At 56.5% G+C, this 23,322-nt stretch carries 20 protein-coding genes; 7 read left to right on the top strand and 13 right to left on the bottom strand.

Features of this window, described 5'->3' with window-relative positions; translation table 11 throughout:
* Nucleotides 1–6: 6 nt before the first annotated feature.
* Entirely contained in the window at nt 7–1,203 is a 1,197-nt protein-coding gene (locus NWV12_RS15050) for a Bcr/CflA family multidrug efflux MFS transporter (protein WP_008500953.1), read from the top strand.
* Between the two features lie 278 nt (nt 1,204–1,481).
* Nucleotides 1,482–1,826, top strand: a complete 345-nt coding sequence (locus NWV12_RS15045) for a YejG family protein (protein ID WP_028013883.1) — start codon at nt 1,482–1,484, stop codon at nt 1,824–1,826.
* A gap of 3 nt (nt 1,827–1,829) precedes the next feature.
* On the opposite strand, the gene yejF is transcribed toward NWV12_RS15045, so the two are convergent.
* The 9 genes from yejF to NWV12_RS15000 form a co-directional block, all read right to left on the bottom strand.
* Entirely contained in the window at nt 1,830–3,419 is a 1,590-nt protein-coding gene (gene yejF / locus NWV12_RS15040; RefSeq protein ID WP_048980008.1) for a microcin C ABC transporter ATP-binding protein YejF, read from the bottom strand.
* 1 nt (nt 3,420) lies between these two features.
* Complete coding sequence (locus NWV12_RS15035) at nt 3,421–4,446, bottom strand: ABC transporter permease (protein WP_023312492.1); 1,026 nt, start codon at nt 4,444–4,446, stop codon at nt 3,421–3,423.
* The gene (locus tag NWV12_RS15030) at nt 4,446–5,540 is read right to left on the bottom strand and encodes a microcin C ABC transporter permease YejB (protein ID WP_045402802.1); all 1,095 of its coding nucleotides are present in this window, start codon (nt 5,538–5,540) and stop codon (nt 4,446–4,448) included. Before NWV12_RS15030 ends, NWV12_RS15035 begins: the two co-directional genes overlap by 1 nt.
* A 9-nt stretch (nt 5,541–5,549) precedes the next feature.
* Nucleotides 5,550–7,355 (bottom strand): extracellular solute-binding protein, encoded by a 1,806-nt coding sequence (locus NWV12_RS15025; protein WP_047060559.1) that lies wholly within the window; start codon nt 7,353–7,355, stop codon nt 5,550–5,552.
* Nucleotides 7,356–7,429: 74 nt separating this feature from the next.
* Entirely contained in the window at nt 7,430–8,986 is a 1,557-nt protein-coding gene (locus NWV12_RS15020) for a cyclic di-GMP phosphodiesterase (protein ID WP_029740963.1), read from the bottom strand.
* Between the two features lie 127 nt (nt 8,987–9,113).
* Nucleotides 9,114–9,683: a bifunctional murein DD-endopeptidase/murein LD-carboxypeptidase gene (mepS, locus tag NWV12_RS15015; RefSeq protein WP_008500946.1), complete on the bottom strand. Its 570-nt coding sequence runs from the start codon at nt 9,681–9,683 to the stop codon at nt 9,114–9,116.
* A gap of 415 nt (nt 9,684–10,098) precedes the next feature.
* Nucleotides 10,099–10,812: a phosphatase PAP2 family protein gene (locus tag NWV12_RS15010; protein WP_172620292.1), complete on the bottom strand. Its 714-nt coding sequence runs from the start codon at nt 10,810–10,812 to the stop codon at nt 10,099–10,101.
* A gap of 33 nt (nt 10,813–10,845) precedes the next feature.
* Nucleotides 10,846–11,832: a GTP-binding protein gene (locus NWV12_RS15005; RefSeq protein WP_047647244.1), complete on the bottom strand. Its 987-nt coding sequence runs from the start codon at nt 11,830–11,832 to the stop codon at nt 10,846–10,848.
* Nucleotides 11,833–11,956: 124 nt separating this feature from the next.
* Nucleotides 11,957–13,423 (bottom strand): mannitol dehydrogenase family protein, encoded by a 1,467-nt coding sequence (locus NWV12_RS15000; protein WP_048980006.1) that lies wholly within the window; start codon nt 13,421–13,423, stop codon nt 11,957–11,959.
* Between the two features lie 205 nt (nt 13,424–13,628).
* On the opposite strand from NWV12_RS15000, the gene uxuA reads away from it, so the two are divergent.
* Nucleotides 13,629–14,819 (top strand): mannonate dehydratase, encoded by a 1,191-nt coding sequence (uxuA, locus tag NWV12_RS14995; protein ID WP_045888643.1) that lies wholly within the window; start codon nt 13,629–13,631, stop codon nt 14,817–14,819.
* Nucleotides 14,820–14,934: 115 nt separating this feature from the next.
* Here uxuA and yeiP read toward each other — a convergent pair whose 3' ends face one another.
* Nucleotides 14,935–15,507 (bottom strand): elongation factor P-like protein YeiP, encoded by a 573-nt coding sequence (yeiP, locus tag NWV12_RS14990; RefSeq protein ID WP_101744608.1) that lies wholly within the window; start codon nt 15,505–15,507, stop codon nt 14,935–14,937.
* Between the two features lie 164 nt (nt 15,508–15,671).
* Between yeiP and NWV12_RS14985 the strand changes: the two genes are divergently transcribed.
* Entirely contained in the window at nt 15,672–15,926 is a 255-nt protein-coding gene (locus tag NWV12_RS14985; RefSeq protein WP_023312483.1) for a YkgJ family cysteine cluster protein, read from the top strand.
* On the opposite strand, the gene setB is transcribed toward NWV12_RS14985, so the two are convergent.
* Entirely contained in the window at nt 15,923–17,104 is a 1,182-nt protein-coding gene (gene setB, locus NWV12_RS14980) for a sugar efflux transporter SetB (protein ID WP_048980004.1), read from the bottom strand. The two genes, NWV12_RS14985 and setB, sit on opposite strands and share 4 nt — an antisense overlap.
* A 361-nt stretch (nt 17,105–17,465) precedes the next feature.
* On the opposite strand from setB, the gene fruB reads away from it, so the two are divergent.
* The 3 genes from fruB to fruA are packed head-to-tail and all read left to right on the top strand — an operon-like array spanning nt 17,466 to nt 21,236.
* Nucleotides 17,466–18,596, top strand: coding sequence for a fused PTS fructose transporter subunit IIA/HPr protein (gene fruB, locus NWV12_RS14975; RefSeq protein ID WP_048980003.1), 1,131 nt, complete (start codon nt 17,466–17,468; stop codon nt 18,594–18,596).
* On the top strand, nt 18,596–19,534 hold the full coding sequence (gene fruK, locus NWV12_RS14970; RefSeq protein WP_014170919.1) for a 1-phosphofructokinase: 939 nt from the start codon (nt 18,596–18,598) through the stop codon (nt 19,532–19,534). Before fruB ends, fruK begins: the two co-directional genes overlap by 1 nt.
* A gap of 16 nt (nt 19,535–19,550) precedes the next feature.
* Nucleotides 19,551–21,236, top strand: a complete 1,686-nt coding sequence (gene fruA / locus NWV12_RS14965) for a PTS fructose transporter subunit IIBC (RefSeq protein WP_048980000.1) — start codon at nt 19,551–19,553, stop codon at nt 21,234–21,236.
* Between the two features lie 47 nt (nt 21,237–21,283).
* On the opposite strand, the gene nfo is transcribed toward fruA, so the two are convergent.
* The gene (gene nfo / locus NWV12_RS14960) at nt 21,284–22,141 is read right to left on the bottom strand and encodes a deoxyribonuclease IV (protein WP_045354228.1); all 858 of its coding nucleotides are present in this window, start codon (nt 22,139–22,141) and stop codon (nt 21,284–21,286) included.
* Nucleotides 22,142–22,205: 64 nt separating this feature from the next.
* Nucleotides 22,206–23,252, bottom strand: coding sequence for a YeiH family protein (locus NWV12_RS14955; protein WP_048979999.1), 1,047 nt, complete (start codon nt 23,250–23,252; stop codon nt 22,206–22,208).
* Nucleotides 23,253–23,322 lie beyond the last annotated feature (70 nt).

Raw genomic sequence — 23,322 nt, 5'->3', positions numbered from 1 at the left:
AGCTCTGTGACCACCAGGCCACACTCGTCGTTCAAAATCGTCTTCATTCTTGGCCTGCTGGCCATGCTGATGCCGCTGTCTATTGATATGTACCTGCCCGCGCTGCCGGTCATTTCCGCGCAGTTTGGCGTTCCGGCGGGCAGCGCGCAGATGACGCTCAGCACCTATATTCTCGGCTTTGCCCTCGGCCAGCTGTTTTATGGCCCGATGGCGGACAGTCTTGGACGCAAGCCCGTTATTCTGGGCGGGACGCTGGTCTTTGCAGCCGCAGCGGTGGCCTGTGCGCTGGCGCAGACCATCGATCATCTGATTATCATGCGCTTCTTCCACGGTCTGGCGGCGGCTGCGGCAAGCGTGGTGATTAACGCCCTGATGCGCGATATCTACCCTAAAGAAGAGTTCTCCCGCATGATGTCGTTCGTGATGCTGGTGACGACGATTGCGCCGCTGGTGGCCCCGATGGCCGGTGGTGCGGTGCTGGTGTGGTTTAGCTGGCACGTGATTTTCTGGATCCTGGCCCTGGCCGCGCTGCTGGCCTCGGCGATGATCTTCTTCTTTATTGATGAAACGCTTCCCGTCGAGCGCCGCCAGAAATTCCACATCCGAACCACAATCGGCAACTTTGCCTCGCTGTTTCGCCACAAGCGCGTGCTCAGCTACATGCTGGCAAGCGGGTTCAGCTTCGCCGGGATGTTCTCCTTCCTGAGCGCCGGGCCGTTTGTCTACATTGAACTGAATCACGTTTCGCCGCAGCACTTCGGCTACTATTTCGCGCTTAACATCGTCTTCCTGTTCATCATGACCATCATCAACAGCCGTTTTGTCCGGCGGGTGGGGGCGCTGAACATGTTCCGCGCCGGGCTGTGGATCCAGTTTGTGATGGCTATCTGGCTGGTGGTGAGCGCGTTTCTGGGCGTGGGCTTCTGGGCGCTGGTGGTCGGCGTAGCGGCCTTTGTCGGCTGCGTGTCGATGGTGTCATCTAATGCGATGGCGGTGATCCTGGATGAGTTTCCGCATATGGCGGGCACCGCCTCTTCCCTGGCGGGGACGTTCCGCTTCGGCATCGGCGCTATCGTTGGGGCGTTGCTTTCAATGGCTACCTTTACGACGGCATGGCCCATGCTGTGGGCGATGGCTTTTTGCGCAACCAGTTCGATACTCTTCTATCTTTACGCCAGTCGACCGCGAAAAGCGGCCCACTAAAATACAGAGAAGGCCCGACAGGGCCTTTTTTGTTGATGCATATCAACCAAACCCCCGTTCGTTTATTCCGTGTTTGTTTATTTTATGTAAAATCTATTTGTGTAAAAAGTCACATCATTGTATTCAAAAAGGTTGAGTTAGATCGCAGAAACGGGTACATATAGCGCCGACGCTAGCCTGGATATCGATAAAAAAGCGCTGAATAGTGCAGGCTGGCGATGATGTGTTACTATAAATGTAAATAAATTGTGAAGTAAATTTGCTTCCGGGGAACGAACGTGAATACATTACAACTCTCCATTGTCCATCGCTTGCCCCAGAGCTATCGCTGGTCGGCGGGTTTTGCAGGTTCGAAAGTTGAACCGATTCCGCAAAGCGTCGCGGGCTGTGAAAACTGCCTGGTGGCACTCAAGCTGCTGAGCCCGAGCGACGAAAATGCATGGCGGGTGATGGAGCGTCTCAGTCAGGCCCTGACGGATATCGAAGTGGACAGCTCCGTGCTGGAGTGTGAAGGTGAGCCGTGCCTGTTCGTGAAGAGCCAGGACGAGTTTGCCGCCACCTGCCGTCTGAAGAATTTTGGCGTTGCCATCGCGGAGCCTTTCTCCGGCCAGTACCCGTTCTGACCGCTAGTCTGCCGACAACAGCTGGCGCGTGTAGCGCTGCGTTGGCGCGCTAAATACGCGCTGGCACTCTCCCTGCTCGACCACTTCTCCCCGTCGCAACACAATCACCTGATGGCATAGCGCCCGCACCACCTGAAGATCGTGGCTGATAAAGATATAGGCCAGCCGGTGCTTTTCCTGAAGCCCTTTCAGCAGCGCCAGGATCTGCGCCTGAACGGTTCTGTCCAGCGACGACGTCGGTTCATCCAGAATAATCAGCTCCGGCTTCAGGATCAGCGCGCGGGCAATGGCGATACGCTGGCGCTGCCCGCCGGAGAATTCAGCCGGATAGCGGTGGCGGGTCTCTGCATCCAGGCCCACTTCGGCCATCACCCGCTTAACTTCCTGCTCGCGCTGCTGAGCGCTCAGGCCGGGCTGATGTACGCGAAGACCCTCCTCGATAATCTGTAACACGCTGAGCCGGGGGTTAAGCGAGGAATTGGGATCCTGAAACACCACCTGCATGCGGGGCCGCACGGGCAGCATCTGGCGGCGGTTCCAGCGGTGCAGCGGCATATCGTCAAAGAAGATCTCGCCCTGGGAGGCAATTAAGCGCAGCAGCGCCAGACCGGTGGTGCTTTTGCCGGAACCGGATTCGCCCACTAGCCCCAGAGATTCTCCCGGGCGCAGCGAGAAGCGGATGTTTTTTAGCACCGGATTCTGGTCGACGATGCGCCGCAGAATACCTTTGCGGATCGGGAACGAGACGGACAAATCCTCAACGCGCAGCAGCGGTGTGCTGTCAGCCGCGAGCGGAACCGGGTCGCCGGAGGGTTCGCTGTCGAGCAGGCGCTGCGTATAGGGGTGCTGCGGCGCGCTCAGCAGCGTGGACGCGCTATTCTGTTCAACGCATCGTCCGTTTTGCATCACCGCGACGCTGTCGGCCAGCTTTCTCACAATGCTCAGGTTGTGCGTGATAAACAGCAGGCTCATGTTCAGCTCGTCACGCAGTTCCCGCAGCAGCGTCAATATTTGCGCCTGTACCGTCACGTCCAGCGCCGTTGTGGGCTCGTCGGCAATCAACAGCTCGGGTCGCGTGAGCAGGGCCATGGCGATCATCACGCGCTGGCGTTCGCCGCCGGAGAGCTGGTGCGGAAAATCATTCAGCCGTTTGGCCGCATTGCGTATGCCCGTTCGTTCCAGACAATCCAGAATTTCTCCCCGCGCGGCCTCTTTGCGCATCCCCCGGTGCAGGGAGAGCACTTCATAGAGCTGTTTCTCGAGGCTGTGCAGCGGGTTGAGGGAAACCATCGGCTCCTGGAAGATCATCGCGATTTTGTTGCCGCGAATACCGCGCAGGGTATGTTCGTCGGCATGCAGCAGCGAGCTGCCGTGAAACAGAATATCCCCTTGCGGGTAGCTCACCGGTGGAGAAGGCAGCAGCCGCAGGATGGAGAGTGCTGAGACGCTCTTGCCTGAACCCGACTCGCCCACCAGGGCCAGCGTTTCCCCGGGCTGGATCTGCAGCGACAGGTCGGTGACCACGGTGCGCGTCTCGTCCTGCTTTGAAAAAGCAATCGACAGGTTATCAATACTCAGAAGAGGCTGGGTCATTTTATACCGCCTTGTTCGGATCGAAGGCATCGCGCACGGCTTCGCCAATAAAAATCAGCAGCGACAGCAGCACGGCCACGGAAAGAAAGGCGGCGATGCCTAACCACGGCGCCTGCAGGTTGTTCTTACCCTGCAGCAGCAGTTCGCCGAGCGACGGGGAACCCAGCGGTAGCCCGAAACCAAGAAAATCCAGCGAGGTGAGGGTGGTGATGGAGCTGCACAGAATAAACGGCAGGAAAGTGAGCGTTGCCACGACCGCGTTGGGCAGCATGTGGCGGAAGATGATCCCCCGATCGCTCACGCCAAGCGCCTGCGCGGCGCGAATATAGTCGAAATTGCGGGTGCGCAGGAACTCCGCGCGCACCACGCCCACCAGCGCCATCCAGCCGAACAGGACGGTGATGCCTAACAGCCACCAGAAGCCGGGCTGCACCACGCTGGAAAGCAGGATGATCAGAAACAGCGTTGGCATGCCTGACCAGACTTCAATAACCCGCTGGCCCCACAGGTCGATTTTCCCGCCGTAGTAGCCCTGAACGGCGCCCGCCACGACGCCCATTACGCTTGAGAAGATCGTCAGCATCAGCCCGAAGAGAAGAGAAATTCGTGTGCCATACAGGATGCGCGCCAGCACGTCCCCGCCGTTAGCATCCGTTCCCAGCCAGTTTTGCGCGGAGGGCGGGGAAGGGAAGGGCGTCGTGGTGGCGAAGTTAATGCTGTTTGCGCCAAAGCGCACCGGCGCCCAGAGCGCCCAGCCGTGCTGCTCAATCTGCTGGCGAAGCCACGGATCCTGATACTCCGCCGGTGTCGCAAACGGGCCGCCAAAGTCGCTTTCGCTGTAGTTGGCGATAACCGGCACATACCAGCGGTCGTTAAAATGCACCAGCAACGGCTTGTCGTTGGCGATCAGCTCCGAACACATGCTTAAGGCAAACAGCACGGCAAAAATCCACAGCGACCAGTAGCCGCGGCGGTTGTGGCGAAAACGGGCCCAGCGGGCCTGGTTGACGGGGCTTAAACGCGGCATCAGCGGCCCTCAAAATCGATTCGGGGATCGACCAGCGTATAGCTGATATCACTAATGATATTCAGCAGCAGGCCAATCAGGGTGAAAATATAGAGTGTGCCAAACATCACCGGATAATCGCGCGATACGGTAGCTTCATAGCCCAGCAGCCCCAGGCCGTTGAGCGAGAACATCACCTCTATCAGCAGCGAGCCGGTAAAAAACATGCCGATGAACGTGGCCGGAAATCCGGCGATCACCAGCAGCATGGCGTTGCGGAACACGTGTTTCCACATGATCTGCTTCTCGCTCACGCCCTTGGCGCGGGCGGTAACGACGTACTGTTTACGAATTTCATCGAGAAAGGCGTTTTTGGTCAACATGGTCAGGGCCGCAAACCCGCCGATGACCGTGGCCAGCACCGGCAGCGTGATATGCCAGAGATAGTCGGTGATTTTCTGATACCACGGCAGGGAGCTGAAATCGGCGGAGACCAGCCCCCGCAGCGGGAAGAGGTCGAAATAGCTTCCCCCGGCAAAAAAGACGATCAGCAGGACGGCAAACAGAAACGCCGGAATGGCATAGCCAATGATGATGAACGTGCTGCTCCAGATATCAAACCGGCTGCCGTTATACACCGCTTTGCGGATCCCGAGCGGTATAGAGACCAGATAGATAATTAGCGTTCCCCACAGCCCCAGCGTTATCGAAACCGGCAGGCTTTGCTTGATCAACGTTAACACTGACGCACTGCGAAACAGGCTATCGCCAAAATCAAAGCGGATGTAATCCCAGAGCATCTTGAAATAGCGCTCGTGAATCGGTTTGTCAAAGCCGTAGCGGTGGGTGATCTCGGCGATCACTTCCGGATCCAGCCCGCGTCCGCCGCGATAATGGCTTTCGCTGATATTCCCTACGCCGGTTCGCGCATGGCTCGCGCCCATCCCTTCACCGCCGCCGCCGGGCATGCCGCCGCTGTTGCCAAATTCAATGGCGGCAATTGCCTGATCGACCGGGCCGCCGGGGGCGATTTGCACGATAAAAAAGTTAATCGTGATGATGGCCCACAGGGTGGGGATAATCAGCAGGAGACGACGGAGAAGATAGGCACCCATGATGATTCCTTATCGCCGCTCAGCGGGAAGTCTGGCGGCTTTGTTAACGTCATACCACCAGGTATCAAAGCCCAGGGAGTAGACAGGGCGCACGGCAGGCACGGAGAACTTGTCCCAGCGCGCAAGGCGATCTTCGCCCATATACCACATCGGCAGCATGTAGTAGTTCCAGGTCAGGACCCTGTCGAGGGCGCGCCCGAGCGGCAGGAGCTTTTCTTTATCCCCCTGCGCCGCCACTATTTTCGCAATCAGCGCGTCAATCGCCGGGCTTTTTACCCCCGGTGCATTGTAGGAGGAGTCAATGTAGCTGGAGGCCCAGGAGATTTGCAGGTCCGAGCTGGGCCATGGCTGGGCGGGCCACAGGCGCTGCATCATGTCGTAATCACGGCTGCGCATGCGGCTGGTGATCTGCGCGTTATCGACCTGGCGAATGTTCATGGTCACGCCCAGCCGCTCAAGGTTGTGCTTAAACGGCAGTACCCACTGATCGTTGCCCCCGGACGAGAGCAGCAGCTCAAAGCTGAGAGGCTTGCCCGTTTTGGCATCCACACGCTTTTGATTTTTCAGATGCCAGCCCGCGTCATCCAGCAGTTTGCTGGCTTTCAGCAGGTTGTCGCGGTCGTAACCGTCACCGTTCGACGCGGGCGGCTGAAACACGGTGGTGAACACCTGGGGCGGCAGCTCCGCTTTCAGCGGCGCCAGCAGAGCCAGCTCGTCGGCTTTCGGGTAATCGCGCGCGGCGTATTCGGTGTTCTGGAAATAGCTGTTGGCACGGCTGTAAGCCCCGTAAAACAGCGCTTTGTTCATCCACTCAAAATCAAAGGCCAGGGAAATGGCTTCGCGCACCCGGCGGTCATTAAATACCGGACGCTGAATATTAAACGCCAGCCAGCGGGTGTCCTGGGCAGACTCATTTTTGTGCTCGTCTTTGACGATATAGCCTTTGGCGAAATTTTTGCCGATATAGCGTGTCGCCCAGTTTTTGGCGCTGCTCTCGACGCGTAAATCGAAAGCGCCGGCTTTAAATGCTTCAAACGCCACGTTATCGTCGAGGTAGTAATCATAGCGAAGGGTGTCGAAATTCCAGCGCCCGCGGTTTACCGGCAGGTCTGCCGCCCAGTAGTCTTTCACGCGAGAGTAAACGACATATTGCCCCATGCGCCAGTCGGTGATGCGGTATGGGCCGCCTGCCAGCGGCGGCGTAGAAAGCGGGTCGCTTAGCTTATGATTTTTCCAGAATGATTCCGGCATCACCGGCAGCGAGAACAGGCTGAGCATGTTCTCTTTGTTCGGTTCGCTCAGCTTGATGCGCACGGTGAGCGGCGCGATGGCTCTAACGGATGCGCCTTTATACACGATGCGGAACTGGGGGACGCCTTCGGTCATGAATTTATGGAAGGTGAACGCGACGTCGCTGGCCTTCACCGGCGTACCGTCGTGAAAACGTGCTCGCGGATTCAGCGAGATTTCCGCCCAGGCGAAGTTATCGGCGTAACGCACGTTTTCGGCAATCAGCGGATAATAGCTGCCGGGCTCATCATCCGACGTGACGAAGAGCGTATCGTAAAGCGATTCCGTTCGCGCGGCCGCCACGCCGCGCAGGGCGAAGCGGTTGAAGTTGTCGAATGTTCCCGTGGCGGAAAGCGTGACCTTTCCGCCCTTCGGCGCGGCAGGGTTAACGTAATCGAAGTGCGTAAAATTGACCGCATATTTCGGCTCGCCAATCACCGCGAAGGCGATATTTTCTTTGATGGCCTGCGCCTGGCTGGACAGGCTCGTTAGTGCCAACATCAGCAACATGAAGCGCATAAGCATCTCGCGGCGGCTCCCTCTTTTACAGACCGGCTCGGTTAAGCTGAATAATAAGTGACGTCACGGGCAATGTGAAATTAATCGCCCTCGGGCGAAATATCAGGCCGCCATTCGCGGAACTGCGCCAGCGGCATCGGGCGGCTAATCCAGTATCCCTGCAGGAAATTAACGCCGTGTTCGCGCAGCCAGGCGGCCTGTTCCGGCGTTTCCACCCCTTCGGCGACGGTCGACATATTCAGTCGTCTTGCCAGCGTCAGGACGGCATCCAGCACCGGCGACGTCACGGTCTCAGTACCAATTGCATTAACAAAACCGCGGTCAATCTTGAGGTAGTCCATGGTGAAATGCTCAAGATAAATCAGCGCGCTGTGGCCGGTGCCAAAATCATCAATGGCTATCTCAAACCCTTCGTTGTGCAGCCATTCGAAAAGGCTGTTGGCTTCCCGATGATTGAGCATGTCGCGCTCGGTAATTTCCAGCACTATCTGGAAGTAATCCTGCGGCAGTAGCGCTTTGAAGGTGCGCATATCGTCTTTGAAGCTTTCCGCATGCAGATGCCCCGGCGCAATGTTGATGCCCACCTTTGCTCCCGGAGGTAACAGGGTTTGTAACACGGGGGCATCGTGAATGATAAGGTCAAAGAGATGCAGCGTCAGCGGGACAATCAGCTTCTGCGCTTCGGCAAAGTTGATAAACGCGTCCGGCGGAATTTCCCCCATTGTCGGGTGTTTCCAGCGCATCAGCACTTCAAGCCCGGTCATCTGGAGCGATTTAGCATCGACGACGGGCTGATAAACCACATAAAACTGACCGCGCTTAATGGCGCTTAAAATCTCTTTACCCGGGTTGAGGCGAATGCTGAGGATATAGTAGTTGAGCGATCCGGCACAAATTCCGCATACCAGCCCGAAGAACAGGGCGTAGAGAATTTCATCGCTGGTCCATGCGTCAGCATACAGGTTGATGGTCAGGGGAACGTCTTTCAGCGTCGCGGTACGGGCCGGAGTTTCATGTAGATCATGCGCAAGGACCAGCGTGCTGGAGCGCGTTGACAGCGCATGATCGCCAATAATGATGGCAATGCCGGCAAATTCGTCCTGGCGCGCGGTGTAGAGCAGGTAAGGCGTTAGATTGAGATTCACCGAGGTAAACACGCCTCCGTCCTTCACTAGCGGGTTACGGTACCAGATGGCAATCGCGGGCTTGTTGGGCAACATCGGGGTGCCTGGAAGCAATTCCATATCAATCTGTTTGTCGATGTGCAGCTCGGGGATCAGCTCCTCCATGGGGACATTCATCGGCCCCGTGGCAGAAGAGCAGAACGCCATTTTGTCTCTGACCAGCAGGAATGCGCGAACGTTAACGCTAAAGGCAGCGCGCGAGGTAAGTTCCTGATTGACGTCGTGACAGTTGTTTAACGTGAGCGGCTGGAGCACATCGATAGAATTTTTTAACTCATCGAAATAGCTCTCCATATAGATGCTCACATCGTGGATAAGGGTGTCGAATTTGACTTCCCGCTTGTGGTAGCTCCAGAAAAATTGCAACGAACCCAGGAGCAGGGCGGCGATCAGGCCTGTGATGATGCTGAGGATCAATATTTTGCGATTGCTGGAGAAATAGCGGGTGAACATAGACGTCGTGATTCCTGAAATGCCGCTGGATGTATTCAGTGTAACGGGCAAAAAAAAACACTGCCGAAGCAGTGCTTTTTTTCATCATATCGCCAGCCAAGGGATAACCAACGATACGATAGTCATATTAACTGCGGGTCAGTACGCGGCGTGCTTCGTTGTAGCGCTTCTTCCAGTACGGTTCATTCATGCTGGAAATGGTCACACCGCTGCTGGTGGAGGCATGTACAAACTGGTCATTACCAATGTAGATGCCAACATGTCGACCTGTAGAACCGGCACGGAACAGAACTAAATCACCGGTGCGCAGTTTGGTACGTGAAATCGACTTGCCCATCTCCTGCTGTTCATAGGTTGAACGCGGAAGATCTAACCCAAATTGCTCACGGAACGTACGCTGTACAAAACCGGAACAATCAATACCTGTTTTTGTGCTGCCGCCAAGGCGATAGCGCACGCCTTTCCAGTCAGCATACTGGTCCATAATGCGGGACTTCACGTCCAGATTACGTACCATATTTTCAAATTCATCCTGAGAGGCTTGCAGTGACGAGGAATCTTCCATTCCCACAACACGCGTCTCAGGATGCATATTCTTTGCGGTGTTCGATGTACTACATGCAGATAACAGTACCGCGACTGCTATCGCCGGGATCCCCCGTAAGATATATCTCAGAAACGGTTGAGATTTGACCATTTTGTTTATTATCCCTTGAAGTCCTTAACGACAAATATCGTTATAAAAATGCCAAACGTGACGAGACTAATTATCTGTTCACATTGAGACAATTCTTTCTGGTCACATTTGTGGCACAGCGCACAAAATTATTCGCCAGTGAAATAATTATCTCTATGGGGCAAAACGAGTTCGAGATTAACCGATTGCCTGGGGTATTGCGAGAAAAAAAAGCCTTTTTTTTATAAGAAAATGTGATACAGAAAGTAAAAACATAGAATTGCTCAAAATAGCGACGGATCCGCTCCGCCAGTATGCAATTGCTTCATTTTTATCATGAATATGATGACGAGAATATGACAGTGGGGAAAGATCGCGGCGAGAACGCTATCAGGGATCATGTCGATCCCTGATAGCTCACGTTAATTTAGGTTAGTTATTTGTTTAATTGTTGTTGCGCTCTTCCGGGAAGATAGCGATCGAACAGCGCTATTATCCTGTCGCTCAGTGGGGTCATCAAACACCACGGCAGCGCAATCAGCGCCACGGAGAGCGAACCGACGGCAATATCGGTAAACCAGTGAGCGCCAATCATTACGCGCGGGAAGGCAAAAACCACAAAAATAATCAGGGCTATGGCAAAAGCTTTTCTGCCGAAATAGCGAAGCATAATTGCGGAAAAAATAAGCAGCATCATGCCGTGATCGCCGGGGAAACTGTCCTTCGACGCATCTTTTGTTGGAATATGCAGCAGTTCGCTGACGCGATAAATATCAGTGAAGAATAGCGTTGGGCTTGAACGCTTAACCGGAATAATGGCAGTTGCCAGCTGGTTAATGACAACGGCAAACAGCAGCATCACCAGACCGATAATGAGAATACGCCGACGCCCGGCTTTATCCTCTTTCAGCCAGAAAGAGAGCATCAGGCAGCCCATGGCCAGCAGCGAGAAACCGTCGAAGGCGCGGTTGTTGGTAATTGCCACCAGCCACAGGAACGCGTTGTTCTTCACCAGCTCCTGGTTGAAGAAGTGAAAAATGGCAGAATCCAGCGGGAACCAGAAACCATGATCCGCCGGGATATACCAGGAGAAGAAAAGCGCCAGACCGGCGACATTAAGCAGTAATATCAGGGGAAATCGAGTTGTCATAACGTTCTGCATAGAGTGAAAACTGGGGCAACGTTAGCCGCCCGAACTTAAACGAATCCTCAACAGGCTGGACTGGAGGGCATTCCAGTCGGCGTTAACCGCACTAATTAACTCTATTCGGCTGTCAGGCGGCGCCACATTCTGCGTTTCAATAAAGAAATCGTCACCCTGACGGTTGATCCGCACCAGCCCGTCTGGCGTGCGCATGATCCCTTTCACGCGATCGACGGGAGCAAGTCGGGCCCACTCCAGGATCCCGATGGTGTCGAAAACGGTTTCAGCATCAAATATCCATCCGCAGGCCTGATATCCCTGGCCGCTGTTCAGGTTACGACGCCAGCGCTGATGTTCCGGCAGGCTGAGAGCGGCTAAACCCTGCTTAACCGGATGACTGTGCGAATGATCCGCGCTGGCAGGCAGCTCGGAGAGGTTCAGACGAGGAAGGTCAAGCAGGGCGCTATCAATATTCCCCTGGGTGGTCTGCACCCGCGTGCGGTTGCCGCCGAAATGTTGCCACCACGCGTCCAGCGCGGCCTGGCTTTCAGCCGTGGCGCGATCTGCTTTATTCGCGACAATAACGTCAGCCGAGGCGAGCTGATCGCGGAAGTTCTCATTGGCCACCGCTTTGTCATCCAGAAGCTGACGCGGATCGAGCAGACACAGGGTGGCGCGCAGGTCGATCCACGGCTCGTAAACCGGGGCGGTCAGTAAATCGAGGATCTGCTTCGGATGGCCCAGCCCGGTGGGCTCAATCAGCAGGCGGTCGGGTTTGCCCTGACGCAGCAGCGTATTGAGCCCGACCTGCATCGGCAGGCCATTGACGCAGCACATGCACCCGCCGGGGATCTCTTTAATCATCGCGCCGCTGGATGACAGCAACGCGCCGTCAATGCCTACCTCGCCAAATTCATTGACCAGCACGGCCCATTTCTCGGCCGGATCTTTATTCGCCAGCAGGTGGAGAATTGAGGTGGTTTTACCGCTGCCGAGAAAACCGGTGATGAGGTTGGTTTTGGTCACGTGCGCTCCAGATGAGGATTGTGATGCTATAACACTAATCTCTCTATCCTGGCGAAAAACGTGACCGGTGAGAAGGGGGAGGGCGAACGGAGGCTTCATCCGTTCGCGTTAAGCGCAATAATCGTTAAATATTTAACGTCTCGATAACAGCCTGACGCGCGCCGTGGCGGGTGATGCGCTGGTATGCCTGGCTGACAGCCTCCACAAACGCGCTGTTTTGCGCGAGATCGTGACCAAAGACCTCGCTCAGCCCCAGCAGGGCGTTAACGCGGTCGGTGTCGCTGCTGGCATTGACCATCGTGCGAATTTTATCGCTGAGGGGATCGCGAACATCAATCGCGTTGCCACGGTCGTCGGTACCGCTGACGTAGCGTATCCAGCCGGCCACGCCCAGGGCCAGCAGCGACCACGGTGTTTTTCGCTCGAGATGAACGCGGATCCCGTCCAGCATTCTTTGCGGAAGCTTCTGGCTACCGTCCATCGCGATTTGCCAGGTCCGATGCTGAAGTGCCGGGTTGGCAAAGCGCTCCAACAGGCTATCTGCGTAGGCGGTGAGGTCGACATCCTTAATGCGTAACGTGGGCGCCTGCTCGTCAAGCATCAGCCGACGGGCGGCTTCGCGGAACGCTGCGTCCTCCATGCATTCATTAATATGGGCGTAGCCCGCGAGGTACCCCAGATACGCCAGGAAAGAGTGGCTGCCGTTGAGCATGCGCAATTTCATCTGCTCCCACGGCAGAACATCCTGCACCATCTGAACGCCCGCGACTTCCCACTCCGGACGGCCGGCGACAAAATTATCTTCCACCACCCACTGAATAAACGGCTCGCTGCTGATGGCGCACGGATCTTCAACGCCGAGCGCGTCGGTGATTTCAGCCAGCGAGGCTTCCGTCGCGGCGGGAACAATTCTGTCAACCATCGTCCCCGGGAAGCTCACGTGGCTATCAATCCATTCAGACAGCGCCGCGGAACGCTTTTGCGCCATGCCCAGCACCGCGTTTTTCACCACGTGCCCGTTATCAGGGATATTATCGCAGGAGAGCACGGTAAACGCAGGCAAGCCGCGCTCGCGGCGGCGGTGAAGCGCTTCGACCAGGATCCCGGGTGCGGAATGCGGCTCTGAGGGGTTTTCAAGATCGTGGATTATCCGGGCGTTGTGCAGATCGAGTTTCCCGGTCGCGGGATCGATGCAATAGCCTTTCTCCGTGATGGTGAGCGACACAATTGCGACCTGAGGCTCGCAAAATTTCTCAATAATGGCGGGCAGAGAGTCCAGCTTTGCGTTAAGGCATTCATGGACGGCACCGACGATAATCGCCTCATTGCCTTCTGCCCCTTTCTCCAGCACGGTGAACAGGTGATCCTGCGCGCGCAGCTGGCTCATCAGCACGTCGCCGCTGAAAAGGCTAATCTCACAAATACCCCAGTCGCCGCCTTTTTCATTCAGCACCCGGTTTGTTAATAATGCCTGGTGCGCACGGTGAAACGCGCCAAAGCCAAAATGGACGATGCGGGAGCGCAGTTGCTGACGATCGTAGCGCGGCTGCTGAACCTGGGCAGGAAGGGCGGTGGAGGCAATTGTCTTCATGAGATACACACCTGATTAACCATTAATTAACAATGCCAGTGTAAAGTTATATGACAGCAAATAAAATTGGTGAGCCGTAAATATCCCCGTTCTGTGAGTTTGATCAATCAATATGTGGCGGTATGTTGACCCTTAGCGGTAAACATGTATGGTAGTCGTCATTGCAGTAACGCATATTGGTATAACAACTTAAGAGGGTGAGGCAATGGAACAAACCTGGCGTTGGTACGGGCCGAACGATCCGGTTTCTCTTGATGATGTGCGCCAGGCAGGCGCAACGGGTGTCGTCACGGCGCTGCATCATATTCCTAACGGTCAGGTATGGCCGGTAGAGGAAATTCAACAGCGTCAGGCGCTGCTGGCGGAGAAGGGGTTAACCTGGTCTGTAGTAGAGAGCATCCCGGTTCACGAAGACATCAAAACCCATTCCGGGGAGTACCAGACCTGGATTGCTAACTATCAGCAGAGCATTCGCAACCTGGCGGCCTGCGGCATTGATACGGTTTGCTATAACTTCATGCCCATCCTCGACTGGACGCGTACCGACCTTGAATATCAGATGCCGGACGGCTCGAAAGCGCTGCGTTTCGACCAGATCGCCTTCGCGGCGTTTGAGCTGCACATTCTGAAACGCCCCGGCGCCGAAGCGGATTACACCGCGGAAGAGCAGCAGCAGGCGCTCGCGTGGTTTAATGCCGCCAGTGACGCGGACATCGAAAAGCTGACCCGTAATATCATTGCGGGCCTGCCGGGGGCGGAAGAGGGGTATACGCTGGATCAGTTCCGCGCGCGCCTGGCGGAATACGGCGATATTGATAAGCAGCAGCTGCGTGAAAACATGGCGTATTTCCTGCGCGCTATCGTGCCGGTTGCTGAAGAAGCTGGTGTGCGTCTGGCGGTGCACCCGGACGATCCACCGCGTCCTATCCTCGGCCTGCCGCGCATTGTTTCCACTATTGAAGATATGCAGTGGCTAAAAGAGACGGTAAACAGCATCTATAACGGCTTCACCATGTGTACCGGCTCCTACGGCGTGCGTGCGGATAACGACCTGGTGCGGATGATTGAAACCTTTGGCGATCGCATTCACTTTACGCACTTGCGTGCGACCTGCCGCGAAGAGAACCCAAAAACCTTCCACGAGGCGGCGCACCTGGGCGGCGATGTGAATATGGTAGCGGTGGTAGACGCCATTCTGGCGGAAGAGGCGCGTCGCAAGCAGGCGGGCGATGTGCGTCCTATCCCGTTCCGTCCGGATCACGGCCACCAGATGCTGGACGATCTGCGTAAGAAAACCAACCCGGGCTATTCGGCGATTGGCCGTCTTAAAGGGATGGCGGAAGTGCGCGGCGTCGAGCTGGCGCTGAAGATGACGAAGTATCCGGAGCTTCTGTAAGCGCTGTTGCCCGGTGGCGCCGCTTACCGGGCCTATAAAAAAACCGGCCTGATAGCCGGTTTTTGTGTTTTTGCAGGTCAGGTAAGGCGAAGCCGCCACCCGACAAACGCCGCAATCAGTCAGCGCGACCCATATAGCGTTTTTCTTCGATATGGATGCGGATTTTCTCGCCAGCGGAGAGGTATTCCGGCACCTGCACAACCAGGCCGGTGGTCAGGGTAGCCGGTTTGTTGCGCGCACTTGCGGATGCGCCTTTGATGCCGGGTGCGGTTTCCACGATTTCCAGATCGACAGTCTGCGGCAGCTCCAGCGCCAGCAGCGCGCCGTCCCAGGTCAGAACCTGCATGTCAGGCATGCCGCCTTCAGGGATGAACAGCAGCTCTTCTTCAATCTGATCTTTGGTAAAGATGTACGGGGTGTAATCTTCTTTGTCCATGAACACGTATTCGTTGCCGTCGATGTAGGAGAAATCAACGTAGCGACGGGTCAGGGTCACGGTATCGACGATATCGTCACCTTTAAAGCGCTCTTCCACCTTCAGGCCGGTACGCACATCGGCGAAACGCATTTTATACAGCGTTGCTGCACCACGGGCGCTGGGTGCCTGAATGTCGATATCTTTCACAATCAGCAGTTTGCCGTTGTAATTCAGCACCATACCTTTCTTAATTTCGTTCGCTCTTGGCATTGCAGTAATCCTGTTTACGGGAGGTAAAAAATATCGCGCCAAATTACTCGCGCGCGGCCTTTCAGGCAAGAGGAATTCGTGGCTTTTGCTATCAATACGCAAAAGGTGTTACTGTGCGCGCGATGCCCGACTGCGCGGGCGATCGTCAGCGAAAGAGAGCATTTATGGATTGCCGTCCCGATTGTGGCGCGTGCTGTACTGCACCGTCCATTTCAAGCCCCATTCCAGGAATGCCGGAGGGCAAGCCTGCCAATACCCGCTGCGTTCAGCTCTCGGAAACGAACCTGTGCATGATCTTTGGCTCACCGCTGCGCCCGAAAGTCTGCTCCGGGCTTCAGCCCACGGCAGAAATGTGTGGCAGCACGCGAGGGCAGGCGATGACGTACCTTCTTGAGCTGGAAGCGCTCACCGCGCCCTAAACGTCTTTAATCCTCGCCAGACAGCCGATCGTCAGCGTGCACATCACCAGCGCAATCCAGAACACCGTGTGATAGTTCCAGATTTCGGCAACGACACCGGCCATTGAGCCCGCGATAATCCAGCCCACGCGGGTGGTATTAGTATAAAGGGTGGTGGCAGAGCCTGCCTGACCCGGCATCAGATCCTGGAAATAGAGCATCCCTATCCCGGCGAGAATGCCAATATAGATGGCGTTCAGCAGCTGTAAAGCCAGCAACAGCCCCGGCGTATGTACCGTCAGCATACCGATATAAAACAGCAGACCGGCGATGGCGGCGATGCGCATTAAAAAACGCTTTCCGAAGCGCTTTGCGTAATAGCCCGCAATCAGCATCGTCGGGATCTCAAGCCCGGCCGCGGTGCCCATCATGATGCCCGCCAGCTTTTCCGACAGATGCAGTTCATCAATAATAAACAGCGGCATATTGATGATATACAGGCTGTTGGTGCCCCACATCAGCGTGCAGATAGCAAACAGGAGCAGGGCATCGCGGCGGTTGCGGCGCGGCGCTTCCAGCACGCCCGTTGCCACTTTCGGCTCTTTGCGCATGGACGGCAGGAAGAACCACACCAGCGCGCCGCACACCACAAACGCGACGGCCGCGCTCAGGTACATCACCGTAAAGCCAAAACCCATCGCCAGCGCGTAGGCCAGCGGCGGGCCAATCACCCATGCCAGCGACACCTGAGCACGCAGGACAGAGCTGAACATCACCGCTTCACGTCCGGTATGGTCGGCGTGTTCGCGGGCAAGGGCGAACATCTGAGGGTTCGCCGTTGAGCCAAAGCTGCTCAGGAATACCCCGACGAAGAGCAGAATGAAATAGTTGCGGTTCCATGCAAACAGAACGCAGGCCATGACCCCGAGCAGACAGCAGAAAACGATCAGGCTTTTGCGATCGCCTTTTCTGTCGGAGCGTCCCGCCAGAAACTGGCTGACCAGGATGCCGATGATGGCGCTTCCGGTAAAAAAGAAGCCGACCATTGCCGGGCGGACGTGAACCTCATTTGTCAGAAATAGGCTCAATGTTGGCGTCTGTAACGCACCGGCAATGCCCGTGAAGAAGGCAACAACCAGGAACGCCGCGGAGGTCAAATCAAAGGGCTTCGGCGAGACGGCCGCAGGGGTGTTATGCATGTTTTATAATTAGCGAGTAGCAGAGAGGGGCGGAGTTTACGCCGTCAGCTAAAAAATAAACAGTGGGTGCGGTCAATGATGCCACGAAAAATCAAAATGGCATTTCAACTTCCGTCCCACCCGGCTGACCTTAGCTGAAACTGTCTTGCTGAACTTCAGCAAAATTCAGCTGAACGAAGAAGAAATGTGCTGTATCTCTAAATTCTGATATCGCAAATACGAGTTTACTTGCAAGACTTTGCAGAAAGCGCAAGACTTTTTGGAACGTTTCAGCGCTATCTTGTTTTAACAAACGGAGCAGGCTAGCGCATTTTTTCTCATTAAAGCTGAAACGATTCAAGTTCAGCAGGAGTGGAGAACCATGTTCCAGTTATCTGTTCAGGATATCCACCCGGGCGCTCAGGCCGGGGATAAAGAAGAGGCTATTCGCCAGGTTGCCGCTGCGCTTGTGCAGGCGGGTAACGTCGCGGACGGCTATGTAAACGGCATGCTGGCCCGCGAGCAGCAGACCTCAACCTTCCTCGGCAATGGCATTGCCATTCCGCACGGCACAACCGACACCCGCGATCAGGTGCTGAAAACCGGCGTTCAGGTTTATCAGTTCCCGCAGGGCGTGCTCTGGGGCAACGGTCAGGTGGCGTATGTGGCTATCGGTATCGCGGCCAGCAGCGACGAACACTTAGGCCTGCTGCGTCAGCTGACGCATGTCCTGAGCGATGACGATGTGGCTGAACAGCTGAAGTCCGCGACCACAGCTGAAGAGCTGCGCGCCTTGCTGATGGGCGAAAAACAGAGCGAAGCGCTGAAGCTGGATAACGAAACGCTGACGCTGGACGTGGTTGCCTCCGATCTGGTGACGCTGCAGGCGCTGAACGCGGGTCGTCTGAAAGAAGCCGGCGCGGCGGATGCCACGTTTGTGACGCGCGTGATTAACGATAAGCCGTTGAATCTGGGTCAGGGTATCTGGCTGAACGACAGTGCTGAAGGCAACCTGCGCAGCGCTATCGCCGTGAGCCGCGCGGCTAATGCGTTTGACGTAGAAGGCGAGCGCGCGGCCATGCTGGTGACCGTGGCAATGAACGATGAGCAGCCGGTTTCCGTGCTGAAGCGTCTTGGCGATCTGCTGCTGAACAACCAAGCTGAAAAACTGCTGAACGCTGATGCCTCCACCGTGCTGGCACTGCTGACCAGTGATGATGCGCCGACCGAAGACGTGCAGACCGCGGAGTTCGTGGTACGCAACGAGCACGGCCTGCATGCCCGTCCGGGCACCATGCTGGTGAATACCATTAAACAATTCGAGAGTGAGATCACCGTGGCGAATCTTGATGGCACGGGCAAACCGGCCAACGGCCGTAGTCTGATGAAAGTGGTCGCGCTGGGCGTGAAGAAAGGCCACCGTCTGCGTTTCACCGCGCAGGGTGCTGATGCTGAACAGGCGCTGAAAGCGATTGGCGACGCCATCGCGGCAGGTCTGGGGGAGGGCGCATAATGAGCAGACGTGTTGCGACTATTACGCTGAACCCGGCTTATGACCTGGTAGGATTTTGCCCGGAAATTGAGCGCGGCGAAGTCAACCTCGTGCGTACCACCGGCCTGCATGCAGCGGGCAAAGGGATTAACGTCGCGAAAGTGCTCAAGGATCTCGGTATCGACGTCACCGTGGGTGGATTCCTCGGTAAAGATAACCAGGATGGTTTCCAGCAGCTGTTCAGCGAGCTGGGCATTGCCAACCGTTTTCAGGTTGTTCAGGGCCGCACCCGCATCAACGTCAAGCTGACGGAGAAAGACGGTGAAGTGACCGATCTGAACTTTTCTGGCTTCGAAGTGACGCCGTCTGACTGGGAGCGTTTTGTTAACGACTCTCTGACCTGGCTTGGTCAGTTTGACATGGTCTGCGTCAGCGGCAGCCTGCCGTCCGGCGTGAGCCCGGAAGCGTTTACCGACTGGATGACGCGTCTGCGCAGCCAGTGCCCGTGCATTATTTTTGACAGCAGCCGCGACGCGCTGGTTGCCGGTCTGAAAGCTTCGCCGTGGCTGGTGAAGCCGAATCGCCGCGAGCTGGAGATCTGGGCGGGTCGTAAGCTGCCGGAATTAAAAGATGTGATTGACGCTGCCCATGCGCTGCGCGAGCAGGGTATCGCTCACGTGGTTATCTCGCTTGGTGCAGAAGGAGCGTTGTGGGTTAACGCTTCTGGCGAATGGATCGCCAAACCGCCGTCGGTTGACGTTGTCAGCACCGTTGGCGCAGGGGATTCGATGGTTGGCGGCCTGATTTATGGTCTGCTGATGCGTGAATCCAGTGAACATACTTTACGTCTTGCCACTGCCGTTGCTGCCCTGGCCGTAAGCCAGAGCAATGTCGGTATTACCGATCGTACCCAGTTAGCCGCGATGATGGCGCGCGTTGACTTAAAACCTTTTAACTAACAGCAGGAGAGGAATAATGAAAACGCTGCTGATCATTGACTCCGGTCTCGGACAGGCTCGCGCCTATATGGCGAAGACCTTGCTGGGAGCGGCGGCGAACAAAGCACATCTCGAGATCATTGATAACCCGGGCGATGCCGAACTGGTCATTGTCCTGGGCGACAACATCCCGGCTGACAATGCGCTGAACGGCAAAAAAGTGTGGCTGGGCGATATTAATCGCGCGGTGGCACATCCGGAACTGTTCCTGAGCGAAGCGAAAGGGCACGCGTCTGTCTATAGCGCGCCTGTCGCGACGGCACCGGCTGCGGCCACGGGGCCGAAACGCGTTGTTGCGGTGACGGCCTGCCCGACGGGCGTGGCTCACACCTTTATGGCGGCTGAAGCCATTGAAACCGAAGCGAAAAAACGCGGCTGGTGGGTAAAAGTTGAAACGCGCGGCTCCGTCGGTGCCGGCAACGCGATCACCCCAGAAGAAGTGGCTGAGGCCGACCTGGTGATCGTGGCGGCGGATATCGAAGTGGACCTGGCGAAATTTGCCGGTAAGCCAATGTACCGCACGTCTACCGGCCTGGCGCTGAAAAAGACCGCGCAGGAGTTTGATAAAGCGCTGGTGGAAGCGAAGCCGTATCAGGCAACCGGCGCGCGTCAAACCGCGACGGAAGGTAAGAAAGAGTCTGCAGGCGCCTATCGCCATCTGTTGACCGGTGTGTCTTACATGCTGCCGATGGTAGTTGCGGGTGGTCTATGTATCGCCCTCTCGTTCGCATTTGGTATTACCGCGTTTAAAGAGCAAGGCACGCTGGCCGCTGCGTTAATGCAGATTGGCGGCGGTTCCGCGTTCGCACTGATGGTTCCCGTTCTGGCAGGCTTTATTGCCTTCTCCATCGCTGACCGTCCAGGCCTGACGCCGGGGCTTATCGGCGGTATGCTGGCCGTGAGCACCGGTTCTGGCTTTATCGGCGGTATCATCGCGGGCTTCCTGGCCGGTTACGTCGCGAAGCTCATCAGCTCGAAGCTCAAGCTGCCGCAGAGTATGGAAGCGCTGAAGCCGATTCTGATCATCCCGCTGATTTCCAGCCTGGTGGTCGGCCTGGCGATGATTTACCTGATTGGTAAGCCGGTTGCGGGCATCCTGGCGGGTCTGACCCACTGGCTGCAAACCATGGGCACCGCGAACGCGGTTCTGCTGGGCGCAATTCTCGGCGGCATGATGTGTACCGACATGGGTGGTCCGGTGAACAAAGCGGCGTACGCCTTTGGTGTTGGCCTGCTGAGTACCCAGACCTACGCGCCAATGGCAGCGATCATGGCGGCAGGTATGGTGCCTCCTCTGGCGCTCGGCCTGGCGACGATTATTGCCCGTCGTAAGTTCGATAAAGCACAGCAGGAAGGCGGCAAAGCGGCGCTGGTTCTGGGTCTGTGTTTCATCACCGAAGGTGCGATTCCGTTCGCGGCTCGTGACCCAATGCGCGTACTGCCGTGCTGTATCGCGGGTGGCGCGGTAACGGGTGCAATCTCCATGGCGATTGGCGCGAAGCTGATGGCACCACACGGCGGTCTGTTCGTGCTGCTGATCCCTGGCGCCATCACCCCGGTCCTGGGCTATCTGCTGGCCATTGTTGCCGGTACGCTGGTGGCGGGTCTGTCATACGCGGTGTTGAAACGTCCTGAAGCGGAAGTCGTGGCGAAAGCAGCGTAAGCGATAAACCACAAAAAAGCCGGGTTGCATAATGCACCCGGCTTTTTTTATGCCGCCTGTTCAGCGGTTTGCTGTGCCTTCAGCCAGGCAATCTCTTCTGCCCAGATGTCCGGATTAATGGTTTCCAGCACCATCGGAATACCGTCGAAGCGGGCGTCCTGCATAATGAAGCGGAACGCATCGTGGCCAATGTTGCCTTCGCCCAGGCTGTGGTGGCGGTCAACGCGGCTGCCAAAGGCGCTTTTCGCATCGTTTAAGTGCATTCCGCGCAGGTACTTAAAGCCAACAATGCGCTCGAACTCATCGAACGTGTTTTTCGTTGCCTCGGTGGTGCGCAGGTCATAGCCGGCGGCAAACGCGTGGCAGGTATCAATGCACACGCCAACGCGGGATTTATCCTCCACGCCGTCGATGATCGCCGCCAGATGTTCAAACCTAAAGCCGAGGTTGCTGCCCTGACCGGCGGTATTCTCTATTACCGCGGTGACGCCTTTGGTCTTGTCCAGCGTGATGTTGATGGATTCGGCAATGCGCGCCAGGCAGGCATCTTCATCGATTTGCATCAGATGGCTTCCCGGATGGAAGTTCAGCAGCGTCAGCCCAAGCTGTTCGCAGCGCTGAACTTCATCAAGGAACGCCTCGCGGGATTTTTCCAGCGCCTCTTCAACCGGGTGACCGAGGTTGATCAGGTAGCTGTCGTGGGGAAGGATCTGGCCTGGCCCGTAGTGATACTTTTCACAGGCGGCTTTGAAATCATCAATCACGTCAGCGGTGAGCGGCGCGGCGCGCCACTGGCGCTGGTTTTTGGTGAACAGGGCGAAAGCGGTCGCCTCGATTTCGGCGGCGCGAATGGCGGCATTCGCAAGGCCACCTGCAGCGCTGACGTGCGCTCCAACATATTTCATAAAAAAACTCCTGCTAACCCGAAACGCTTATGATAGCGGGTTAGCAGGAGAAGGACGAAATGGTTTATGCCATCAGGCTATGGACCGCGAGGTTAATCGCACCGCCCCCGACAATCAGCCAGATGAAGAGCACCAGCGCCATCAGCAGCGGTTTGGCACCGGCTTTTTTCAGCGCGCTGACGTGTGTGGTGACCCCCAGCGCCGCCATGGCCATCGCCAGCAGCACGGTATCCAGCGTCACCAGCATATCCACCACCGCTTTCGGCAGCAGGTGGAAGGAGTTAAAGATAGCAACCACGATGAACAGGATCGCAAACCACGGAATGGTGATTTTGCTTTTCTCGCTGCCGCCTGCCGGAGCCAGCTGCTTAACCCGAGCCGCGAGGAAAATCAGGAACGGTGCCAGCATCATTACGCGCAGCATTTTGGCAATCACCGCCGCGTTTTCGGCTTCCGGGTTAATGGCATGTCCTGCCGCAACTACCTGCGCTACTTCGTGCATGGTCGAACCGATATAGATGCCGTAGGTTTCCGGGCTAAACCAGTGGGCAACCAGCGGATACATCGCCGGGTAGAGGAAGATCGCCAGCGTACCGAAGATCACCACCGTCGCCACCGCCACGGTCACCTTGCTGGCTTCGGCTTTAACGACGGGCTCTGTTGCCAGCACCGCCGCGGCCCCACAGATACTGCTCCCGGCACCGATCAGCCAGCTGGTTTGCTTATCCAGGCCAAAGACTTTCTGGCCGATAAAGCAGGCCAGCAAAAAGGTGCTGGCCAGGGTCAGGACGTCGATAGCGATTCCGCTCACGCCCACGTCCGCAATCTGCGAAAAGGTGAGACGGAAGCCGTAAAGGATGATCCCGAGACGCAGCAGGTGCTGTTTGGCGAAGATCACGCCGCCGTCGCAGGATTTCCAGATATGCGGGTAAACGGTATTTCCCACGACCATGCCCAGCAAAATGGCCAGCGTCAACGCGCTGAAACCTGCGCCCGCGATAGCCGGGATGCTGCCGCCCCATAGCGCTACGGCGGTCACTGCTGCGCTAAGCGCAAGGCCCGGCACGAAGTGCCACACTGTACGATGATGTTGTAGGGTGATTTCTGACATAACCTTCTCCTTTGTCTGGCTAAAGGTTACGGCGCTCTGGCTTAAAAATAAAATTGATTATATACTTATA

Origin of the sequence: Enterobacter sp. Crenshaw, from assembly GCF_024734705.1 — a bacterium.
In the GTDB taxonomy this organism is placed as follows: domain Bacteria; phylum Pseudomonadota; class Gammaproteobacteria; order Enterobacterales; family Enterobacteriaceae; genus Enterobacter; species Enterobacter asburiae_B.
The sequence above is the reverse complement of the archived record's forward strand: the minus strand, read 5'-3'. Positions and strand labels throughout refer to the sequence as shown.